At 65.3% G+C, this 23,485-nt stretch carries 11 protein-coding genes; 9 read left to right on the top strand and 2 right to left on the bottom strand.

Annotated features, from left to right (window positions below):
- Window positions 1-5 precede the first annotated feature (5 nt).
- The 9 genes from SPHS8_RS15680 (at window position 6) to SPHS8_RS15640 (ending at window position 20,819) form a co-directional block, all read left to right on the top strand.
- Window positions 6-2,048 (top strand): adenylate/guanylate cyclase domain-containing protein, encoded by a 2,043-nt coding sequence (locus tag SPHS8_RS15680; protein WP_201516358.1) that lies wholly within the window; start codon window positions 6-8, stop codon window positions 2,046-2,048.
- A complete protein-coding gene (locus SPHS8_RS15675; RefSeq protein WP_201516357.1) occupies window positions 2,035-2,748 on the top strand; it encodes a hypothetical protein in 714 nt (237 codons plus the stop codon). Before SPHS8_RS15680 ends, SPHS8_RS15675 begins: the two co-directional genes overlap by 14 nt.
- Window positions 2,749-2,933: 185 nt before the next feature.
- Window positions 2,934-4,646, top strand: a complete 1,713-nt coding sequence (locus SPHS8_RS15670) for a ShlB/FhaC/HecB family hemolysin secretion/activation protein (RefSeq protein WP_236575213.1) — start codon at window positions 2,934-2,936, stop codon at window positions 4,644-4,646.
- 5 nt (window positions 4,647-4,651) lie between these two features.
- Window positions 4,652-11,083, top strand: coding sequence for a histidine kinase (locus SPHS8_RS15665; RefSeq protein WP_236575206.1), 6,432 nt, complete (start codon window positions 4,652-4,654; stop codon window positions 11,081-11,083).
- Window positions 11,084-11,160: 77 nt separating this feature from the next.
- On the top strand, window positions 11,161-12,552 hold the full coding sequence (locus SPHS8_RS15660) for a multiheme c-type cytochrome (RefSeq protein WP_443018591.1): 1,392 nt from the start codon (window positions 11,161-11,163) through the stop codon (window positions 12,550-12,552).
- A gap of 47 nt (window positions 12,553-12,599) precedes the next feature.
- Entirely contained in the window at window positions 12,600-14,522 is a 1,923-nt protein-coding gene (locus tag SPHS8_RS15655) for a heme-binding protein (RefSeq protein ID WP_201516388.1), read from the top strand.
- Between the two features lie 2 nt (window positions 14,523-14,524).
- Complete coding sequence (locus SPHS8_RS15650; protein WP_201516354.1) at window positions 14,525-16,363, top strand: hypothetical protein; 1,839 nt, start codon at window positions 14,525-14,527, stop codon at window positions 16,361-16,363.
- A 107-nt stretch (window positions 16,364-16,470) separates the two neighbouring features.
- Entirely contained in the window at window positions 16,471-20,466 is a 3,996-nt protein-coding gene (locus SPHS8_RS15645; RefSeq protein WP_201516353.1) for an LVIVD repeat-containing protein, read from the top strand.
- A 47-nt stretch (window positions 20,467-20,513) separates the two neighbouring features.
- Entirely contained in the window at window positions 20,514-20,819 is a 306-nt protein-coding gene (locus tag SPHS8_RS15640) for a YdeI/OmpD-associated family protein (protein ID WP_201516352.1), read from the top strand.
- A gap of 7 nt (window positions 20,820-20,826) precedes the next feature.
- On the opposite strand, the gene SPHS8_RS15635 is transcribed toward SPHS8_RS15640, so the two are convergent.
- Window positions 20,827-21,675: a metallophosphoesterase gene (locus SPHS8_RS15635; protein WP_201516351.1), complete on the bottom strand. Its 849-nt coding sequence runs from the start codon at window positions 21,673-21,675 to the stop codon at window positions 20,827-20,829.
- Between the two features lie 2 nt (window positions 21,676-21,677).
- Complete coding sequence (locus SPHS8_RS15630) at window positions 21,678-23,477, bottom strand: cytochrome c3 family protein (RefSeq protein ID WP_201516350.1); 1,800 nt, start codon at window positions 23,475-23,477, stop codon at window positions 21,678-21,680.
- Between the last annotated feature and the right edge of the window lie 8 nt (window positions 23,478-23,485).

Genomic DNA, 23,485 nt, shown 5'->3' with positions numbered 1-23,485 from the left:
TCAGCATGGCGGCGCACGGCCTGTTGCACCGGGGTGCGCGCGTGATGAGGGATGCGGGGCGGGGGCGGCTTGCCGGAACCGCGCTGCTGCTGTTGCTCGCATTGTTCATCGCCGGGTGGGACTGGGACAAGCCGCTGGGTGGAGCCGGATCGCAGCGCGAAATCCCGACCGCCGATGCCGAACGCGGCCTGTACGACTGGCGCGCGGCTGCCTTCGCCCCCCGGGTCGAGCAGGACAAGCGCGTGCTGATGGTCGTCTATGACGACCAGACATTGATTGCGACGCGGAAACGATCGCCTTTGGATCGCGGCCTCCTCGCACGGGCACTTCGCAACCTGGACAGCATGGGCGCGAAATCGATCGGGATCGATATCCTGTTTGATCAGCCGCAGGATGAGGATGGACAGCTGCTTTCCGCCCTGCATGCCATGCGCACGCCGGTCTGGCTTGGTTACGCCAATTTCGGCGACAATCGCGAACAGATCATCTTCGAACAGCAACAATATCTCGACCGGTTCCTCGCTCAAGCGCGGACAGATCGGGTCAGGCCAGCCAGCATTCGCCTGGAAACGGACAGCGACAATGTCGCGCGCAGCTGGCCGGTCCCGGTGGCGGGACAGCCTCCTTTGCTGTCGCTGGCGATGCAGCCGTCCCGGGCCTTCGCCCGATATCGGGGCGCCATTCAATACCGGATGCCACGCGGCCAGGCGGACGGATCGGAAGAGCCGGTGATCCCCAGCCTTCAGATCGACCTCATCGCTGACCCCTCAATGGCGGCTGCGCTGGCGCCGATGGTGCGCGGTCGTCATGTGCTGATCGGCGGCGACATCGTCGATATTGACCAGTTTGAAACGCCGCTGTCCGGGCGGCAGGCGAAATCGACGATGATCGGCCTGGAAGTGCATGCAACCATGCTGGCGCAGTTGCTGGATGGCGCGCTGTTGCCCGCCGTGCCCGGCTGGGCCTTATGGCTTGCGGCGGCGCTGATCGTGCTGGCCGCAGCGCTGACCAGCCTTGCCGATCTGCGATGGTTCTGGCTGGTGCCCGCGCTTGGCTTTCAGGCTGGCGCGATAGCTGGCTTGCCGCTTTGGCTGCAGGCCAGCGGCTGGGATACCAAGGGTCTGCCCGCGGCGGGCTGGGCGCTCGGCTGGGTCATCGCGTTCGCGGCGGTGAGCGCCGCCGCAAGAGCGGTGAATTCGCAACAGCGCCGCTTCGCACAGGCGGCGCTTGGCAAATATCTTCCCCGCGACATTGCCGCGCAAATCCTGGCCGAGCCTGAAAAGCTGGCGCTGCATGGTGAAAAGCGGCCGATCTTCACCCTCTTCACGGACCTTGAGGGCTTTACCAAGCTCAGCCATGCGATCGCGCCGGAAATGGTCGCCCAGTTGCTCAACCGCTATCTTGATATGTTAAGCGACGTGGTGCTGGCCCATGGGGGTACGATCGACAAGTTCGTGGGCGATGCGGTCGTCGCCTTTTGGGGCGCGCCGATCGCGCGAGAAGATGACGGGCGCAATGCCGCGCTTGCGGCTTATGCCATGTGGCAGGCGGGGGAGCGGTTCCGGCAGGATTTGCCGCCCGGCGTTCCCCCGATCGGGCGAACCCGGGTGGGGCTGCATCATGGCGATGCGATCGTCGGCAATTTCGGCGGCGAAGGCCGCATCCAATATACGGCGCTGGGTGACAGCATGAACACGGCCGCACGGCTGGAAGCGGCGAACAAGCCGCTGGAAACGTCCGTACTGGTCTCGCGCGAGGCGGTGGAGCGATCGATCCTTGATTGGTGGCGTCCGATGGGCCGAGTCCGGCTGCGCGGGCGCGCGACGCCGGTCGACCTGTTCGAGCCGGTGCCGGACTTTCCGGTGGAAGATCGCGATCTGCTAAGGGTGGCGCTGGCCGCTTTCGATGACGAAGATGCGGACAAACGGGCGGAGGCGCTGGCGGGTCTGAAAGCGGTTGCGCAGAAATATCCGGATGATGCGGGACTCGCCAATCTCGTGTATCGCTATGAATATATTGGGGATGGAGGAATTTATGGTCTGGGCTAAGGGGGCGGTCGCGCTCGGCATGGCGGCGGCTCTGGGGGCGGCCCCCGCATGGGCCGACAGCCTGGTGGTACGGTCGTCTGGACCCTCTGCCAGAAGCTATGCGCCAGGTAAGAAGTTGCCCGATGGGGGATCGCTGCTGCTGAAGGCGGGGGACGTGGTGACCTTGCTCGACACGAAAGGTACGCGGACGTTGCGCGGGCCGGGCCGCTTCAGCGTGACAGCGGTGGCGGCGACTCCTGCCACCGATGTGACCATGGCCGCGCTGCTCGATACCAAACGCGTGCGGCGGGCGAGGACAGGGGCCGTGAGAGGCGCCGTAGGTGAAGCCCCGGCGGCGACGAAGCGGCCCAATTTGTGGCTGGTCGATGTCGCGCAGCCTGGCGCGCTGTGCGTCACTGATCCAGCAGCCGTGCGCTTGTGGCGGGCCGATGCTGCAAAGCCCGTGACCGTCCGCATCAGCGGCGGCGGAGCGCAGGCGTCCGCCGATTTCGCGGCCAATGAAGCGATTGCCGCCTGGCCCGCAGCGCTGCCCGTCAAGGATGGCGCGGCCTATCGCATCGATGCTGGCGGACGTTCGACGGATATTCGCTTGGCGCTGCTGGGGGCGGCCGATGCGGGGATCGAGGGCATGGCGTCGGCGCTGATCGCGAAAGGCTGCCAGGCGCAGCTCGACCTGCTGATCGACACGGCGGCGCGCTAAGGACTTGATAAGCGGGCGGGCGGCGGGCACAGCGTCTGCGCCCGGACGGTCGCAGCGGCAGGGATGACAGGCGATAAGGCCGCTTCCCTCCTACTTTGGGGGTTGATACGTCGATGGGGTTTCAGGGGGCAATATCCCGCACGAATGGGCGGGCGCAGTGGGGGCTTGCGCTGGCATTGACAGCGATGGTGCCGACCGCCGCGCTGGCCCAGGCGGCGCCGCGCGCGCCGACTCGCGAGGAGCTGTCTCCGGGGCAACAGGCTGCCGACGTGGCGGGCGAGGGAAGCCGCCTCCGCGTCGAGGGAGGGGTCGAGCGTGCGCCGTGCCCTTTGGCCGATCCCCGTTTCGCCAACGTCACCGTGAACTTCGCCGATGTGCAGTTCGACGGCCTGCGCGGCGTCGATGCGAGCATATTGAAGGATAGCTGGCGCGATCTGGCCGGGCGCGACATTCCGATCGCGAGCCTGTGCGAAGTGCGCGACCGGGCAGCGACGGCGCTCCGCCAACTGGGCTATCTTGCGGCCGTGCAGGTTCCGCCGCAGCGGATCGAAAAGGGCGGCACTGTCCGCTTCGACATATTGATGGCCCGGCTGGTCGCCATCGAAGTGCGGGGCGACGCCGGCAGGAGCGAGAAGCTGATCGCCGCGCATATGGAGGCGCTGAAGGGTCAGCCGCTGTTCAATGTGCATCAGGCGGAGCGGCACCTGCTGCTGGCGCGCGACTTGCCCGGCTATGATGTCCGCCTGGCATTGCGGCCAGCCGGGACAGCGCCGGGCGAGGTGGTCGGCGAGGTGCAGGTGATACGCCGCCGGGTCGAGCTGGACGTCAATGTCCAGAACCTTGGCAGCAATGCCGTCGGCCGCTTCGGCGGTCTGGCGCGGGTGCGCTTCAACGACCTGACCGGCATGGGCGATAGCACGGTACTCAGCATCTTCAACACCGTGCAGCCCGACGAGCAGACGGTATTGCAGGCGGGGCACAGCATGGCGCTGGGCAGCGACGGGCTGCGGCTGTCGGGCGACCTGACCTTTGCCTGGAGCAAGCCGGATATCGAGGGGCTCGACCTCAAGTCCGAAACCATGATCGCGACGGCGGCGCTGTCTTACCCGCTGGTGCGGCGGCAGGTGCATACCCTGCTGGCGAGCGGCGGGCTTGATGTCGTCAATCAGGATTTACGCGTCGGTTCCTTGCCCTTGTCCCGCGATCGGCTGCGGGTGGTATTCCTGCGGCTGGAAGGCGAAGCGATCGATGCTGACAGTCTGGTTAGCACGGCCGGCTATTCGGGCGTCGAACCCAAATGGCGGATCGGCGGAAATCTGGAGGTGCGTCAGGGCCTCGCCGGTCTGGGCGCGAGCGAGCCTTGTGGCGCGGCAGGGGCTTGTATCCCCACTGGCCAGCTGGACGGCGATGCTTCGGCCTTTCTGGTCAGGGCAGGCATGCAGGCGGAATATCGCCCCGCGCCCAAGCTGGCCTTCGCCCTCTCGCCCCGCGCCCAATATAGCCCAGACGCCCTGCTCTCCTACGAGCAGATGAGCGCGGGCAATTATACGGTCGGCCGCGGCTATGATCCAGGCACCCTGACGGGGGACAGCGGCATCGGCTTCGGCGCGGAAATCCGCTATGGACACATCCTGCCGCGCAGCCCGCGCGGCATCGCGCTTCAGCCCTTCCTGTTCTTCGACGGGGCCTGGATGTGGCGTCACAGCAGCGCCTTGGCCGGAAGTAATCCGCAGAAGCTCTTTTCGGCAGGTGGCGGCGTAAGGGCGACCTGGTCCAACCGTGCGCGGATCGACCTCACCTTGGCGACCCCCTTGCGCCGGGCAGGCGTTCAGACCGAGCGCGGCGACACCCGCCTGCTTCTATCTTTCACCACGCAAATCCTGCCGTGGAGGCGTTGATGTCCATGAAGCATAGCACATACTGGCTCTGGACCCTGCTGGGCCGCTCCAGCGCCGTTGCATTGGCGGTCGGTTGCGGGGCTGGCATCGCGCAGGTCAACAAGGCGTTTCAAGGCAGCTATACGGTGCGATCGGGCGATGCCTTCGTCTCGCAGGGCTCATCGCCGGATACAGATGTAATTTCGCTCAACTCCTCCGAAGCGATCATCGACTGGGCGCCTGACGATACCGGCGGAACGGGGGCGATCGACTTCCTGCCTCAAAACAGCACCGTCGAGTTCAGGGGCTTCAGCGACTTTACCGTTCTCAACCGCATCTTGCCGGTGAACGGCAGCGGCATGTCCGTTTCGCGGATCGTGGAACTGAACGGCACGGTGCAAAGCCAGGTTGGCAGCGGTACAGGTGGCAAAGTGTGGTTCTACGCCCCCGGCGGCATCGTCGCCGGTCCGGGAGCCGTGTTCAACGTCGGCTCTCTCGTGCTGACCAGCAACGATATCGATACGACAGGCGGGCTTTACGGAAGCAATGGCGAAATCCGCTTCCGGGGGCCGAGCAACGTCCTATCCTCGGTCGAGCTGAAGCCTGGCGCGCAGATCAACGCCTTGACCAGCGGCAGCTATGTTGCGCTCGTAGCGCCGCGCGTGGTGCAGGGCGGAACGGTCAGGGTCGATGGCGCCGCAGCCTATGTAGGCGCGGAAGCGGCGGACATCCGGATCAACGGCGGCTTGTTCGACATCAGCATCAGCGCTGGCACCACCGACGCCAATGGCGTGGTACACACGGGTAGCACCGAACGTCCGGACTCCACGGCAAGCACTGCCGCGCAAAAAGTCTTCATGGTTGCGGTTCCGAAAAACAACGCGCTTACCATGCTGCTGTCGGGCAATGTCGGCTACGAGGCGGCGGCAAGCGCGGTCCAGAGCGACAGCGGCGTTATCCTGTCGGCAGGTTCCGACGTCACAAGCGGTGCAATCGGCCCGCGCAATGTCACCGGCACGGGCGAGGCGAGCATCAGCATCGGCGGCGGGACCTGGCAGCCCGATGTAGCGGCGCAAGCGTCGGGCAACATCATCGTCCAGCCAAGCGCAGATGCGAACTTCGCAAACGTCAACCTGACGGCGGATCGGGCGATCACGCTGCAATCCGGTGCTGCGGGAGGTATAACGGCAAGCGGGGCCATCGATCTGAAAGCTGGCGAGGCGATCACCGTGCGCGCTGACCAGGGCGGCAGCGTCAGCGCGGACAGCATGAACCTCACTGCCGGGATCGGCGGCGTCGGCGGGGTGATCGACGTTCTGACCTATGGCGGCAGTGCGTCACCGGCTTCCAATGGTCAGATTGTCGTCACTGGCACGATGCGGCTGGACGCAGGCGCGGTTGGTCTTGGCGATTACAACCTTCCCGTGCTTAACGGCGGTGACGCGACGGGCGGCGACATCAATGTCATCGCTGCGGGCGGATCGATCCGCGCGGGCGATCTGTTCGCTTATGCCGACGCCAGGGCGGGGATGGGCAGCGAAAGCTCAGGCACCGCAACCGGCGGCACCATCACCGTCTCGGCGCAAACTGCCGCTGGGCCGAGTGGCTCCCTGGCAGGCGAGATCGATTTCGGCGGCATGATGCTGAGTACATCGGCGGGGACGGCAAGCTATTCTTCGCAACCTGTAACCGGCGGCAACGCAACCGGCGGGACGATCGATGTGTCGGCCAAGGGCGGCAACATCACCACCGCCTATCTGGACATATATGCCAATGCGTCGGGCGGCGATGCGAGCGGCGTCGCGGGAACAGGGCGCGGTGGCAGCATCACCCTGTCGGCCAGTGCGACAAGTGGCCTGCGTGGCAGCTTCACCGCTGACTGTAGTTTCTATTGCACGATCAGTGCGGATGGCCGTGGTGGCTATGGCGCGAATGGAGCGAACGGCACCGGTGGGTCGGTGCTCGTTCACGCCACTGACGCTGACTTCACAATGGGTAACAACCTGTATCTGCAAGCGAACGGCATTGGTGGCGGCACAGAATATAGCGACGGCGTCGCAGGTCGAGGCGGAGACGGCCTGGGCGGCAGCATAACGGTTGAGAGCCGCGCAGGCGCCGCCGGAAGCGCCGTGATGCGCTTTGGCAATGTCTCCGCTTCCGCCGACGGCGCGGCCACGGAAATGTCGGAAGTCTTCTTGGCAGCGTCGAGCCTTGGCGGATCGGACTTCAATCAGGGCGACGGCGGCAACGGCACCGGCGGAACAGTGAACTTCCTAGTCGCAGGCGGCAGCTTTGAAGCCACCACGCTCTCCGGCGGCGCCTATGGGCGTGGCGGATCGTCCTACGTCAATTGCCCGCAATGTGGTGATGGGGTCACGCAATTCCGGGCGGGGATTGGGCAAGGCGGTTCCGTTCAGTTCCTGATGACCGGCGGCAATGCAACCATCGCCACGCTGGAATTGGGAGCGGGCGGCACCGGCGGCGAAGCGATGGCGGCCAGTGCGGCGGACGAAGTGTCGAGCCTTGCAGGCGCAGGCATGGGCGGCACCGCTGTGCTGGAGTCGCGAGGCGGCGCGCTGAATGCGGACAGCATCATAGTCGAGGCCAACGGGGCGGGTGGCGGCGGCGACCCCTATTCCTACTATAATTATAACGGTCCTAACGGCGCGGATGGCGGCGCCGGCGTCGGCGGCACCGCCCGTCTGCTGATGGGAGCAGGCGGCACTGGCCAGATCATCGTGAGCGAAGACCTTAGCGTCATGGCGCAGGGCCATGGCGGTGCTGGCGGCGGCGCTGGGTCTGACGGGTCGGGCGGCTTTTACACAGCTGGCAAAGGCGGTAACGGAACGGGGGGCACGGCGGAACTGACGCTTGCAAGCGGCGCTCTAACTGCACCCTCATTGCTGGTGTCCGCGGCAGGCACAGGCGGCGCTGGCGGCAATAACAGTAGCGATGCAGCAGGCGGTGCGGCTGGTAACGGCACTGGCGGCACCGCGCGCGTCGCTTATCTGAACGAAGGCCATGCCATCGGCGCATTGACAGTCGCGGCCGCTGGCGAAGGCGGACAGGCGGGTATCAACGGTTACATCGACAGTTTCGACGAAGGCACCGGTGAGCCCATCTACGTCTACGGCGCGGGACAGGGCGGCGCGGGTGGATCGGGCCAGGGTGGCACGGCAGACATGCTGATCGACGTCGATCCCAGCTTCGCCAGCCTGATCGTCAGTGCGGACGGCATCGGCAGCACGGGCGCGACCAGCGGTAGCAGCGGAGCGGGCGGCAATGGCGCAGGCGGCATCGCGACACTCAATATCGGCTTCGGCGCCACCAGCGTCAGCGGTAAGTTGCGCGTGTCGGCATCGGGCTTTGGCGGTGCTGGGGGAACAGCATCGAACGGCGCGGCAGGCCGGGGCGGCGACGCCTTTGGCGGCACTGCGACGCTTGGCCTGACCGGCGCGTCGACGTCTCTTGATGCAGGCGACATCGGCCTGCTGGCGCAAGCCTTTGGCGGATCAGGCGGCGCTGGCGCTTCCCAGAGCGGCCTTGGCATTGCGGGCGCAAGTGGCGGCAACGCGGTTGGGGGGACGGCGCTGCTTGCCGTCGATGCGGGGGCCAGCCTGCTCACCGGCGCGCAATTGATGCTCGGCGGCGATGCGACGGGCGGCGCAGGATCGGCAGGGCTAAACGGCCCCGCAGGCGGCGCTGGTGGAGCGGGTGGCAACGCGGTGGCGGGCGCCGCCACATTGCGGATCAATGGCGGAAAATGGCGAGTAAACAGCAGTTTCTCGTTGCTGCCCGCCTACAGCATCACGGCTGTCGGCCAGGGCGGCGCAGGAGCCGATGGCGGCACGGCGAGCGATCCGGCTCTGACTAACGGCGCAGGCGGCAACGGGGGGACCGGTGCTGGCGGCGTTGCTTCATTCGAGGCGAGCGACGCGGATTTCCTGATTGGTCCCCTGTCCATCGTAGCGGATGGCGTCGCAGGGCTGGGCGGCGCGGGTGCGCTGGCCGGACTGACCAGCGGCGGCACGGCGCGTCTTACCAATGGCGGCGGTGCAGCGCTGGGCACGGGGGTGCAGCGGCAACTCGCATCGCTGATCATGACAGCCAATGGCGACACCGGCGGCCAGATCAGCTTCGCCGACAGCAGCACGGCAGCAGCGGGCGGTCTGGTCGTCAACGGACCCATGACGCTGCACGCTGCGGGAGCGGTGGTGCCGAGCTTTACCGGCATCAGCTTCGCAGCATCGGGCAATATCGTGCGGGTCGGCGGGGCAACCGATTTCCTGACACAGGGTCCGCTCTCCTTCGCCTTCACCGGCGGCGGTGGGCTGGCGACGGCGGGCGCGCTGACCGGCTATTCCGGAACAGGCATCGCGTTCAGCCATGGAGCGCGGGCACAGGGCGCCGACAGCCTTTCGGCGGCAAGCATCTACTTCAACACGGCCGGCGCCATCAGCGCGGCTGGAGCATCGCTGCGCTCAGTGGGGCTGCTGACGCTGCTGGCGCGCGGCGGCGACATCGCCCTGACCGGCGGCAGCGCTTTGACGGCGGGCGGCGATCTGCGCCTGTTCGCGCAGGGCAGCGTCGACGGCGCGGGCGGCGATGTCTTTTCCAGCGGGCGGGTAGCGATCGGCCTAGGCAGCAGCACGGGCAGCATCCGCCTCGGCAATTTGTCGTCGGCGGGGCTGCTCGACATGGCAGACGCGAGCGGTAGTGCGCTGGGCGGCTCGGGCATGGCAATCGGCGGCGACTTTGCAGTCGGCGGCACGTTGGCGATCGGCGCGGGAAGCGGCACCTTATCAGCTGCGCGCATCAACATCGGGACGCTCGCGGCTGGCAGCCAGACACTCAGTGCGGCAAGCGGCGTCCAGATCGGCAATGCGGTGACCAGCGGCGACCTGATCGTCAATGGCAGCCTTCAACTTGGTGGCAGCGACATCGGCGGCTTGCTGCAGCAACGCGGCGCAGTCGCCCAATTTGGCGGTCAGCTACTCGCCGGTGCGATCGACATCGACGCGGGCAGCATCAGCGCCAATGCCATGACCGCGCGAAATGGCGGCCTGTTGCTGCGATCAGCGGGTGCTTTGAACATCGCCGATGCGCAAGCGGCGGATGGCATTGTTATGACTGCTGCCGGTGCACTCATCCTCGGCAATGTCGCAGGTAACAGCCTGGCGCTAACCGGAGTGGGCATCAGCGCGCAATCGCTGGCTTCGGGTGGCGCGGCGTCGCTGGACGCTGGCACTGGTGACCTTGTGGTGAACGACCTGTTGGCGCAGGGCTCCATCGCCGCGCTGGGCCGGAACATCAGCCTTGGGTCGAGCGGGGGCATGACGATCGCCAATGCGGTCGCCAGTGGCGACCTGATGTTGAACGCCGCCGGATTGATAGCGGTCAACGGCCAGGCAAGCGGGCAGGCTGTAACGATCGGCTCTAGCGACATCGTCATTTCGGCGAACGGGCGGGTAAGCGCCACGGGGCTGTTGCGCTTCAACGCCCTGGGCGCTCAAGCAGCCATTGGCGGCGGTGACACCACGGCAGGTTACAGCCTGTCGGCGGCGGAACTGGCGCGTGTCGCGGCAGCCGACATCGCGATATTCGGCGCAGGCGATCTGGTTGTGCGCGATGTGACCATCGGCACCAACATCCTTCCGGGCAGCGGCCTTTTGAGCATCGGCGCGGCAGGCCTGCTGCGCGTGCAGGGAGCGGTCGCGATGACCGGGCGCACCGGCACGGGCGGGCTGACCCTGACGGCAGGAGACGCGCTTGAGGTCATAGCCGGGCTCGGGTCGATTGCGGTCAGCGATGGCAATGGCGGGCTAGGGGGCGTGCTGACGCTTGAGGCGCCGTCCATCTACGCTGCCACCGCAGAGGCGATTGCCGACGTGCGCGCGGCGGATTCGCTCGCGGCGCGTGAATTGCGGCTGGCGCAGAATGACGGCCTGGCACTGGAAGCGGGCATGTTGCAGGCCGGGACCATCCGGCTCGCGGCGGCCGACGGCATCTTCATTCAGAATAGCGGGCTTTCGACGAGCTTTGCGGACCGGCGCGGCTTCACCGTCAATAGCTTGATCATCAGCGGCGGAACTGGACGGCCGCAGATCGCGATCAACGGCCGACTGGCGATGAGCGACGGAACCTTTGCCACCGGCTTGGACGTCATCCCTCTGGTGACGGTGAACGGGCGCTTCGCCGTCGGATCGAAGATCAACGGCTGCTTCATCTTCGGCGCGTGCGCAACCGTGAACGTGGATGGCCGTGAGACATTCGAGGGCTTGCTTGACCCCACAGTGGCGGTGTCGCGCACCTTCCCGACCGCGTTGATCGAATTGCGCGACGTGGTGACGGAGGGCTATCCGCCGCTCATTGACGAACCGGTGACGGGCGCGGGCAATGAGGACTTGTGGGATCGTCCCTGCGGCGGCCCAGGGGAACCGGCCTGCGATGCGCAATAAGCGGAAAGAGCAAGCAAAACGGGATTGAAAGGGCGGGGCGGACGCGGCAAGAGCGATCGCGCGCAAGGGGGCGTGTAATGGGGGGCTTCATGGGCCATGGATGGAGCAGGCGCGCGGCCGGCATGATGCTGGGCGCGGTGATGCTGCTCGTCCTGCTGCTGTGCGTGTTGCCCGGTGGCGATCGTGGCGCGGCTGACGCTGCTCCGGCGGCGCGCAGCTTCACCGGCGTTGCGTCCTGTGCGGGCTCCATCTGCCATGGGCGGATGGAAGGCGACGGCAAGATCGTGCGTCAGGATGAACTGATGCGCTGGCAGGAGCCTTCAAGCCCAGGCGGGGCGCACGCCCGCGCCTTTGCCGTGCTGTCCGGCACGCGCGGGCGGCAAATCGCATCGACCTTGGGTCTGGGCGATCCTACAGCGGCGCCCGCTTGTCTCGGCTGCCATTCGACCCCGGCGGCGGCAACGGGCGCGCGGTTCCTGGCGAGCGATGGCGTCGGGTGCGAGGCGTGCCACGGCGCGGCAGGCGGTTGGATCGCGAGCCATTATGCCGTGGGCGCGACCCATGCGTCCAACGTCGCGGCGGGAATGATGCCGCTCGACCGGCCTCAGGCGCGGGCCGCCGTTTGTCTCGACTGCCATTTCGGCAGCGATCGGCCGGGCCAGTTTGTCGACCATCGCATGATGGCGGCGGGGCATCCGCGCGTATCGTTCGAGCTTGACCTTTTTTCCTCGATGCAGGCCCATCATGACGAGGATGCCGACTATGTCCGGCGCAAGGGGCGGACGGACAGCCTGAAGCTTTGGGCCGTAGGACAGGCGATGGCGGTGGAGCGGGCGCTCACCCTCTATGCCTCTGCCAAGGGAAGCGAAGGCGCGTTCCCCGAATTTTACTTCTTCGACTGCCAGAGCTGCCACCGCCGCATCTATGACCAGGCGGAGCGGAGCAAGACCTGGGAAGCGAACCCGGGACGGCCGATCCCCGCAGGCATGCCGCCCTTCAATGACGAGAATATGATCATGCTGTCAGCGGCGGCAAAGGTGATCGCGCCGGGAGCGGCGGGCCGGTTCGACGCGGACAGCAAGGCTTTTCATGCCGCAATCGCGCGGGATCGGGGAGCAGCTGTCGCCGCAGCGGGCAAGCTGGCCGCGAGCGCTGGGGCGCTTGCGAACGGATTTGCGGGCGCAAGGACGAGCGGCGACATGGCGTTCGCCATTGTCAGCGAGATCGCAGGCGGGGCGATCAGCCCGCGCTTCACCGATTATGAAGGGTCGGTGCAGGCGGTAATGGCCATCGACACGCTGCTCAACTCCATGGTGAAATCTGGGCGCGTGACGGTGGGCGCGGCCGCGGGCATCCGGGCGGACGTCAATCGCGCTTATGCAGCTGTCAAGGAGCCTAACAGCTATCAACCCGCCGCCTTCCGCAGCGCATTGGGCAGCGCGGCGCGCAGTATTGGAGCATTGCGGTGAGAGGCTTGCGGCACAGGTTGAGCGCGTTCGCGGCGCTGTCCGCATTGATGCTGGCATCTTGCGGCGGCGGCGGAAATGATGGCGCGAGCGGCGGGGGTAGCCCGACGCCGACGCCTACACCCACCGCCACACGCCTTTATGCCGATCCGGCACAGGAGGCGCTGACGGTCGCCGATGTAGAGACTGTCGTCGCCCACGCCGCAGCTGAGGCGCAGGCGCGCAGCCTGCCCGCGGTCATCGCGGTGACGGACCGGGTGGGCAATGTGCTGGCCGTGTTCCGCATGAATGGCGCGCGGGCGACCGCCACCACCAGCGCCGCGCCCAATGGGCAGAATATCGATGCGCAAAATCTGACGGTTCCGGCCGAGGCGGGCGCGATCAGCAAGGCTATCACCGGGGCCTATCTGTCGAGCGGCGGCAATGCCTTTTCGACCCGCACGGCGAGCATGATCGTGCAGGAGCATTTTCCGTCCGCGCCGGGCACGGTGGGCCTCGAAAGCGGACCGCTATTCGGCGTGCAGTTCAGCCAGCTCCCCTGTTCGGACCTTTCGGCGCGCTACATCTCGTCGGGCGCCATGGCGATGATCGGGCCCAAGCGGTCGCCGCTCGGGTTGGCGGCTGATCCGGGCGGCTTCCCGCTCTATAAGAATGGCGTCGTGGTCGGCGGCATCGGCGTCATGGCCGATGGGGTCTATGGCTCCGATCCCGATGTCACCGACACGGACAATGATCCGGAAGAATATATCGCATTGGCCGGAACGCTGGGCTTTGAAGCGCCCGACAGCATCCGCGCAAACCGCATCTTTGTCGACGGCACGTCGCTGCGCTATTCGGACGCGGCCTATGCGGGCCTGCTGCGGACGGGCGCGGTAAGCTTCGCCGCTATTAACGGCAGCGCGGGAAGCTTGCTAGCGGTGCGCGGCTATTATGGCGATCCCGCGCCGATGGTGCTGGCGGGCGTCGCCTATGGCAGCGAGCTTTCAGGCGTGCGGGCTTCGCGCGTGGCGGAGTTTTCCAATCGCGACGCCTTCGTGCTGACCGATGGGTCGGGGAATAACCGTTTCCCGATCCGAGCCGCGACCGACGCGGGGGATGTGACGCAGCCTCTGACCGCCGCCGAGGTGACGGCGGTGCTGGAGGAAGCCTTCACAATCATGAGCCGGGCGCGGGCGCAGATCAGGCAGCCGCTCGACAGCCGGGCGCAGGTGACGATCAGCGTGGTGGATACACGGGGCGCGGCTTTGGGCATCGTGCGATCGCCCGACGCGCCGATCTTCGGCACCGACGTCAGTTTGCAGAAGGCACGGACGGCGGCTTTCTTCTCCAGCAGCCACGCCGCGCCGGACCTGCTGGCGAGCAGCAGCGCTGACGTGGCGGCGTTTGTGGGCAAGGCGCAGGCCTTCCTCAACGATCCGGCGGCCTTGACCGGCACCCATGCCTTCACCGATCGTGCGAACGGCAATCTGTCACGCCCCTATTTTCCTGACGGCGAGGTGGGGCGGCCCAACGGGCCTTTCTCCCGCCCCATCGCGCAGTTCAATCCTTTCTCCACAGGCTTGCAATCCGCGCTGGTCGTGGGTGATCTGGCCGCCCATCTTGCCTATGTGACGGGCGCGAGTGCGACCGACACGCCGCAGCGCTGCTCTGCGGTGACCGGCGTCGGCGCCGGCAACCGCATCCAAAATGGCATCCAGATCTTCCCCGGTTCCGTCCCCATCTATCGCGGCAATGTGCTGGTTGGTGCGATCGGCGTTTCGGGTGACGGCATCGATCAGGATGACATGATCAGTTTCCTGGGCGCCCATAATGGCGGGCAACGCGGCGGCGGCATCGGCAATGCCCTTGCTGCCATCCGCGCGGACCGGATCGTTGTCGACCTGGGCAACGCGTCCGTGCGGCTGCGCTATGTAAGCTGTCCCTTTGCGCCCTTCCTCGACAGTTCGTCGCAAAATGTGTGTCAGGGCCTGTAGCGATGGGGCTTGCCGCCTTCCTGCCGCTCTTCGCGCTGGCGCAGCCGGGCGAGCCCGTGCCCCCGCCGCCGCCCGACAATTGGGAAGAGATATTGAATGCGCCGGAAGTTGGCGCGGACGATCAGTCGATAGAAGGCCGCCGCAGGCCGGGCTATGAAGCCCCGCTGCCCGAGGCGGTGACGCAGGACAATCCGGGCGCAGTGCGCGCGCCGCCACCCGAGGCTTTCCCCGTCGATCAGGTGCCGATCCCTGATCGCTGGCGGCTGATCGAATCTCTCGGCGTGGTCAAGGAACGCTGGTTCGATCCCTACGGACAGAATACGTTGAAGGGCGACCGGCCGATCAACCGTGAAAAGGTGAAGTGGCTGCCGATCAAGGGCGATGACTGGTTCTTCGTCGCCAATGCGGTGAGCGACACGGTGGTAGAGCCGCGTACCTTCCCCATTCCCGTCGGCGTGCAGACGACCGAGCGGCCCGGCAGCATCGATGTGTTCGGCAAGGACTCAAGCTATGTGTTGAGCCAGACCTTCATCGGCGGCGTCGCGCTGATCAAGGGCTCGACCGCCTTCAAGCCGCCGGAGATCGAATATCGGCTGACGCTGGCCTACAACATCAACCATGTGAATGTGCCCGAACGGCGGGTGTTGTTCGTCGAGCCGTCCAGGCCGTCGCACCGCACCGACCATTTCCTGGGCGTGCAGGAGCTGTTCGTCGATTATCACCTGGCGAACACATCGGATCGTTACGACTTCCGCTCGATCCGAGTGGGCATCCAGCCCTTTCAGTCGGACTTTCGCGGCTTCCTGTTCAACGACCAGCAGCTTGGCATCCGGCTGTTCGGCAATCGCGACAATAACCGCTTCCAGTTCAACGTCGCTGCCTTCTGGCGGTTGGAAAAGGACACGAACAGCGGCCTCAACAGCGTGGTGCAGTCCCCACGGCGCGATTGGGTGTTCCTGGCGAACCTCTATCGACAGGATTTCCTGATCCCCGGCCTCACCAGCCAGATCACCGCCGTTTACAATATGAACCGCGAGGCGGGGCGGATCGAGGTTGATGACAATGGCTTTCCGGTGCGGCCCGCCCTGCTGGGCGATCTACGCGGCCGGGATTATGATGTCGTCTATCTGGGTTACAACGCTGACGGGCGGATCGGGCGGATCAACCTGACGGCTTCGGTGTACGGGGCCTTGGGAGAGGATCGAAACAGCTTCTTCACGTCTGAGCCTGCGCAGATCAGGGCCTTTTTCGCCGCTGCCGAGGCGAGCATCGACAAGGACTGGATGCGCTTCCGTCTGTCGGGGCTCTATGCCAGCGGAGATGGCGATCCTTATGACGATCGCGAAAACGGCTTCGACGCGATTTTCGAGAACCCCATCTTTGCTGGCGCGGACACCAGCTATTGGATCAGGCAGACAATCCCTTTCGCCGGTGGCGGGCGGGCCATCGGCATCAACGGGCGCAACGGCATATTGAATTCGCTGCGATCCTCGAAGGAGCAGGGCCAGTCGAACTTCAACAATCCCGGCACGATGCTGCTGGGCGCGGGCGCGGATTTTGATGTTCTGCCTGAACTGCGGCTGTCAGCCAACGCCAACCATCTGTGGTTCCAGAATACGGCGACTCTACGGGCATTGCGCAACGAAGGGAGCATTCCCAAGTCGATCGGCTGGGACCTGTCCACCGCCGCGATTTGGCGACCGCACGCGACGCAGAACATCGTATTCCGCCTGTCGGGCGCGACCCTGCTGCCGGGCGCGGGCTTTCGCGACCTTTTCACCAATAGCGAGCGCAACCGGAACTATTATTCGGTGCTCGGCAACCTGATCCTGAGTTATTGATGGGCGGGTTGGTTTCTCTCCTTTTGGCGCCTCGTGTTCCTGCGAAGGCAGGAACCCAGCTCCAGCGTTTCAGCTGGGCTCCTGCCTTCGCAGGAGCACGGTGGAACATGGCATCGATAGGGCTCTTGTTGCTGGCTGCCCTACTTATTCCCGTGGCAATCCTCCACGCGTCCGACGCGGAAAAGCCGGTCGAACGGGTCTATCCCAGGACGCCCCCCGCGCCGATAAGCCAGACAGCCGATCAGGTCGCGGCCAAATCGGAAGGCTGCTACAGCTGCCATACCAAGACGGACGAACCCTCGATGCATGCCACCCCAGCGGTGATGCTGGGCTGCGTCGATTGCCATGGCGGCGATGCGACGGTGCGCGGCGATCCTGCCCATGGCTTCGACGATCCCGCCTATGTCGCGGCGCGGGACAAGGCGCATGTTCTGCCGCGCTATCCGGGCAGCTGGCACTATCCATCCTCGGCGAATCCCAAGCGGACTTACACGCTGCTGAACCGGGAAGCGCCGGAGTTCGTGCGCTTCGTCAATCCCAGCGACTATCGCGTGGCGCGCGAGGCTTGCGGGTCGTGCCACATGCAGACGATCGAGGCGGCAGAGCGTTCGCTGATGGCATCCGGCGCGATGCTGTGGGGCGGCGCGGCCTATAACAATGGCATCGTGCCGTACAAGAATTACATCTTCGGCGAGGCTTATACCAAGGATGGAAAGCCCGCGAAGATCATATCGCCGGGCTCCCCTCCTGGCACGCTGACGGCCGAGCAGAAAGCGCGCGGCGCACTGGCCGAACTCTATCCGCTGCCCAACTGGCAAGTGACGCCGCCTGGCGACGTGTTCCGCGTGTTCGAGCGCGGCGGGCGTAACATTGCGACGCAATTCCCTGAAATCGGCCTGCCCAACCCGACCGGCTCCATCCAGCGGCTGGAGGAGCCGGGGCGGCCGGACCTCAAGCAGTCGAGCCGTGGGCCGGGCACCGGCCTGCGAGTGGCGATCCCCGTGCTCAACCTGCACAAGACGCGCCTCAACGACCCCTATATGTGGTTCATGGGGACCAATGATCAGCCCGGCGACTATCGCCATTCGGGCTGCTCGGGATGCCATGTCGTCTATGCCAACGACCGGGAACCGCGTCACAGCCTGATCTACGCGCAATATGGCCGCGACGGGCAGACGGCGACCATCGATCCGACGATCGCGAACAAAATAGCGCATGCCGAGGACGCCGGGCATCAAAAGGGCGGACACGGTGCACTAAAAGGCGCGCACGGCGAAGAGGCGCCCGACCACCCCGTCGCGGCGGTCAAGGAAAGCGGACACCCGATCCGCCACACCTTCACCCGCGCCATCCCGACCGCGCAGTGCATGAACTGCCACATGCACCAGCCCAATATCTTCCTGAATAGCTATCTCGGCTACACCATGTGGGACTATGAGTCCGACGCAGGCCTGATGTGGCCGGAACAGCAGAAATACCCGACGGCTGCCGAAACGCACCAGACGCTGGAGCGCAATCCCGAAGGCGCGGGCCCGCGCGGCAAATGGTCGGACCTCGACTTCCTGCGCAACGTCTATGACCTCAATGACAAGGCGAAGGATACGCAGTTCGCCGATTATCACGGCCATGGCTGGAACTTCCGTGGCGTCTTCAAGCGCGATCGGGAGGGTAATCTGCTCGACGCCGACGGAAAGATCGTGCCGAACGACGATCCGGAAAAGTGGCGGAAGAAAGGCGAGGGCAAGTTCGTCCAGCCCGGCGTCAATCCGGGCAAGTCGGTCCACCTCATGGACATCCATGCCGAAAAGGGCCTGCAATGCGCCGACTGCCATTTCGCGCAGGACAGCCATGGCAATGGCTTCATCTATGGCGAGGTTGCGAACGCGATCGAGATCGGCTGCAAGGATTGCCACGGCACCGCCGACGCCTATCCGACGCTGCTGACATCCGGACCGGCCGCGCCGCCCAAGGGCACCAACCTGGCGCTGCTGCGCAATCCGGACGGCAAGCGCCGGTTCGAATGGTATTATGACGCGAGCGGGCGGCGCAAGTTGATCCAGCGGTCGATCGTCGATCCTGCCCTGGAATGGGAAGTGTCGCTGGTGAAGGACAGCGTCGATTCCACCAATCCGCATTTCAATGCCAAGGCGGCGCGCGCCAAGCTGATGAGCCGATCGGGCGCGGAAGATGGCAGCTTCGCCTTCGGCCCGGGCGTGGCGAAGGCGGACCGGGCGCATGGCGATGACTCCATGGCCTGCTTCACCTGTCACTTGAGCTGGACCACCAGTTGCGGCGGCTGCCACTTGCCGATCGAGGCGAACTGGAAGACCTCGCTCCACCATTATGATGGGGAGGAGACGCGCAACTTCGCCACCTATAATCCCCAAGTGGCGCGCGACGAGATGTTCCAGCTTGGCAAGCATATGACGACCAAGGGGAATGCGACCGCGCCGGTGCGTTCGACATCCGCGCTGGTGCTGTCATCGACCAACATCAACCGCGAACGCATCTATATCCAGCAGCCGCCCGTGTCCGGCATCGGCTTTTCAAGCCAGGCCTTCGCCCCGCATTTCCCCCACACGGTGCGCAAGACGGAGACGAAGACCTGTTCCGACTGCCACCTGTCGGCGAAGGACGACAACAACGCGATCATGTCGCAGCTGTTGTTGCTGGGCACGAACTTCGTGAACTTCGTTGGCCTCAATGCCTGGACGGGTCTGGAAGGCGGGTTCGAAGCGATCCGCGTCACCGAATGGGATGAGCCGCAGGCGGTGATCGGCAGTTATCTTCAGAAATATGCCTATCCCGATTATTGGAAGCTGCATGTCGAGCAGAATGGGCGCGAGCTGAAGAACTGGGTTCGCGGCAAGTTCTTCGACAAGAAGGCTTCCGGCGAGAGCCAAGCCGTCGAGGAATTCCGCAATGTCGTGAAGGGCACGCGCGATCGCGTCGGGTGCCTGCAATTGCGCGGCGAATATATGTATGTTGCGGAGGGCAAGGGCGGCTTCCGCGTCTATGACGTCGCATCGATCGCCAACAAGGGCTTTTCCGAACCGATCCTCAGCGGCCCCTTCTCGAAGCTCGGCCATAATACAGGCGTGGCGTCGAAGAACGCGACCTGCATGGCACTGCCCACGAACCAACCCATAAACCCGCTGCGCAGCACCAAGGAATTGCGCGAGATCAATCAGGAACAGCCGTTCCTTCCGATCTACAGCTATGCGGCCGTGACCGACAGCATCGAAGGGCTCATCATGGTCAATATCGAGACCATGGCCGACGGCGAATTCCGCAACAATTTCCTGAAACGCGCCGTCACCTGGAACCCCGATGGCGTGCTGAACGGGGCGCGGCATATCCAGCTGGCGGGGCAGATCGCCTATATCACGGCGGATGCGGGGCTGGTGGTGGTGGACCTTGCCGATCCGCTGCATCCGCGCCTTGCTGCCGTCCGGCCGATGAAGGATGCGCGCGCGAGCGCCATTCAGTTCCGCTACCTGTGGGTGACGGATGCCGATGGACTGAAGCTGTTCGACGTGACGAAGCTGACGGACCCCGTGGCGGTGCCATCTGCCACCGTGCCGCTGAAGGACGCGCGCCGCATCTATCTGGCGCGCACCTATGCCTATGTCGCGGCGAAGGCCGAAGGGCTGGCCATCGTCAACATCACCAATCCGCTCCGGCCGAGCGTCTATGCCAAGGAGACCTTCGGCGGGCAGATGACGGACGTGGAGGATGTGATCGTCGCCACCACCAATGCCTCCCTCTTCGCCTATGTCGCGGACGGGCGGAACGGCATGAAGGTGATCCAGCTGACCAGCCCGGCAAGCCAGCCCAATTTCTACGGATTCTCCCCCGCGCCCAAGCCCGAACTGATCGCCTGGGCACGGACACCAACGCCCGCCGTCGCGCTATCCAAGGGCCTTGACCGCGACCGTGCGGTAGACGAAACCGGCGGACAGATCGCGGTGTTCGGGCGGCTGGGCTCGCGGCCTTTCACCCGCAGCGAAATGGAACGGCTGTTCCTGACCTCGAAGGGCATACCCTACAAGGTCAGCGACGATGTCGATATGAAGGCGTGGCGGCCGCCATTGTTGCGGTGAGGGACGTTTTCCGCTGATCTTGGTGGGACGGTTGCACGGAGCATTTCATGACCGAGGCCATTTTCCACGGCACTGTGCATGAAGCAGGTGAAGATTTGCAGGCGGCGTTACGGGCGGAGCCGGAGGTGCTGGCATTGTGGCAGGCGCTGACGCCGCTGGGCCGCAACGAGTTCATCTGCTGGATCGAAGACGCCAAACAGGCAAAGACGCGCGCGCGGCGTATTGATCGGACGCGCGAGGAATTGCTGGAAGGAAAGAAGCGGCCCTGTTGCTGGGCGGGCTGCGTCCATCGGACCGACAAGGCGCCCGGTAAATGGCAGCAGGCGGTACTTATCGACAAGAAGAAGGGATAAGCCCGCCTTAAGCGGGCCGCTCATCCATCAGGATCCGCACTAGCGGCTGCATCTTTTCATCAAACTTCGCCAGCGTCGCGCGTTCGCCAGCCGTTTCGAAATGGGTGACGATGCCAGCGCCCGTCCATAGGTGGAGGGCATAGGCGGGAGCATCGGCGACGATCATGGGGCGATCGTCAGGCTGCCCGGTGTCCATGGGGCGCAGGTCCAGCGCGAGTTGCGGCGCGGTCGAGGAGCAGATGGCGACGGTCGTGCCCTGCCATGGCGCGGCGATGGTGCGGTGGAGATGCCCGCAGAGGATGGCGGCGATGTTGGGGCGGCCCGCGATGGTTGCGGCGAAGCGCTGCACCCATGGCTCGTCGGGATGGGTGTTCATCCAATCGATGCCTGCCTCAATCGGCGGGTGGTGCATGACGATCAGGGTGGGGGTGTGTGCGTCTTCGTCGAGCCGGGCGGCCAGCCAGGTAGCGCGGACTTCGCAGAAAGCGCCACCATGGCGGCCGGGTTCGAGCGTGTCGAGAATGATGATGCGGCGGCCCTCGCTTGCCACCACATAATGGACGAAGCCTTCTTCTTGCGGGACATTCGGGAAATGCCGGGCGAAATTGGCGCGGTCGTCATGATTGCCCATCGCCGGCCACACGGGGAAGGGGCACTGACTGAACGCTTCCGCCAGGCGGCGATAGCTGTCGGCATCGCCATATTCGGTAAGGTCGCCGGTGGCGAGCAGCAGGTCGGGGCGGTTGGGGCCGTCGATGAGCGCACGAAGCACCTGGTCAAGCCGCTGGCGATTGAATTCGCCCGGATTGTCGCGGTCGAAACCCAGATGGATGTCGGTAACCTGCGCGATCAGCATGGCTAGTCCTTCTCCCTCTTGGCCCGATCTTCCTTGATTGTGGCCCGGACAGGCGTCCATGGCGCGCCATCGCCGACATGATAGCTGTGGCACATGGCGCAACTCGATGGCACGGGCGCTTGCGACTTCTCCCCGCCATGGCAGGTGCGGCAACTGTCGATGCCTGGCAGAAGCAGCTGGCGCGCGTCGTTGCTCTTCGCCGCGGCGTGGCAGCTTTCGCAGGTCTCGGTGCTGTGGGCTTTATGATCGAACCAGCCGTTCATCATATAGCGCATCGGCTGATTGACCGGCGTGACGCTCCAGCTGGTACTGCCGTTCGCGCCGGGCGGGGTGACGATATGGCAGTCATAGCAGGCGCCGCCCTTTGAAAAGACGGCGCGGATCGCAGCGTCCGCGCGGGAGGGGCGCGCCGCCTGAGCGCCGAAATAGGCATGATACACACGGCCCTGTGCATAGTCGCCGGGACGGCGGCGAGCCACGCCGCTCAAGCCGATCGGCTGGGTGGGCGCGGTCGAGCGGTAATAGGCGCGCAGATCCGCGATCACCTGATCGGGCTGCCCGTGGCGCAGAGTCCGCACCGTGCCCCCGATCTTTTCGAAGGCCAGGCTGTGGCAGGATTGGCAATCGCGCTCCATGTCCACGGGCAGGAAGCGGACGCCGTCTGCGGTGGGGCGATGGCAATCCTTGCAGGCGAGCGCATCGCCATAGCCGCCCAGCGTGCGCGCCATGCGAGCGACGCCGCCGGTCTGCGACAGGTGAATGTCGTGCGGGAATTTGAGGCCGCTATCGTCCATCGGTTTGGCGTCGAGTGAGGCGCGGGTGAAGCTCGGCTGCTTGCCGGGATTATATTGGACCAGCGCCGTGAATTGCGGATGTGCGGTCCCGAAATCCCCTGCATCGGCGAGCTTCGTGTCCTTCAGCCGATCCTTCAGACTGCCATGGCAATCCGTGCAGAAAGCCTGGGGCGTCGGCTGCATGGGGCCAGCGCCTTCATGCTCGCGGTGACAATCGACGCAGGCACCCTCCGGGGGTTTGCCGAAGGTCGAGGCGACGAGGTTCAGGAACTTGCCGCCGATGCCGGGTTCCGTGCGCGCCATGGCGATGCGGGCGGCCGGAGCATGGTCATGCACAGATGTGTGGCATGTCTGACAGGCGGAATCGCGGACGGAAACGAACGCCTTTTGATGGCAGGTCTCGCATTTGCCTTCCAGCGCGTGGTGCGCCTGGCTCAACGGGCCGGAGGACCAGGCCCCATCCCCCTTAATATTGTCGCCCCTCACGCTGTAGATGTTGCGCGTGTCGTCGGCGGGCCGGGTGGCATAGCTGTAGATCGGAACGGCGAGGAAGCCGATCAGGATGGCGAGGACGAGGCCCCATGCGGTCAGCCGCTTCGGCGGGGCAAGCCGCGCGAGGGAGAAGACGCGAGCCTCCTCCTTTTCCTCTGAGGCTTCCGAAACGGCATCGACGCGGCGGATGGTGAGGACGGTTGCGCCATCTTCCTGTGACACAGTGATGCGATGCCCGCCGAAGCGCAATTCCGCGCCTTTGCCGATGTCGATGTCGGTGCTTCGGGTAGTGCGGCCCTCTACCTCGAAGCCGAGCGTGCCGGTCGCGCGCACTCGGATCGTGCGGGCGTCCAACTGTTCGATGCGCGCGTGATCGGGCTCCAGCGCGAGGTCGGGGAGGTGGATGTCGCTCGTCGATGCGCGGCCGAGCACGAGCTGCGGCTTGTCGAGCGTTGCGCTGCGGACGATCTCGCGCCCGTCTGCGGTCAGGCTGATCTGGCGGACTGTGAAGCTCATCTGCGCGC

Source organism: Sphingobium sp. S6 (genome assembly GCF_905120495.1).
Classification (GTDB): Bacteria; Pseudomonadota; Alphaproteobacteria; order Sphingomonadales; family Sphingomonadaceae; genus Sphingobium; species Sphingobium agri.
The sequence above is the reverse complement of the archived record's forward strand: the minus strand, read 5'-3'. Positions and strand labels throughout refer to the sequence as shown.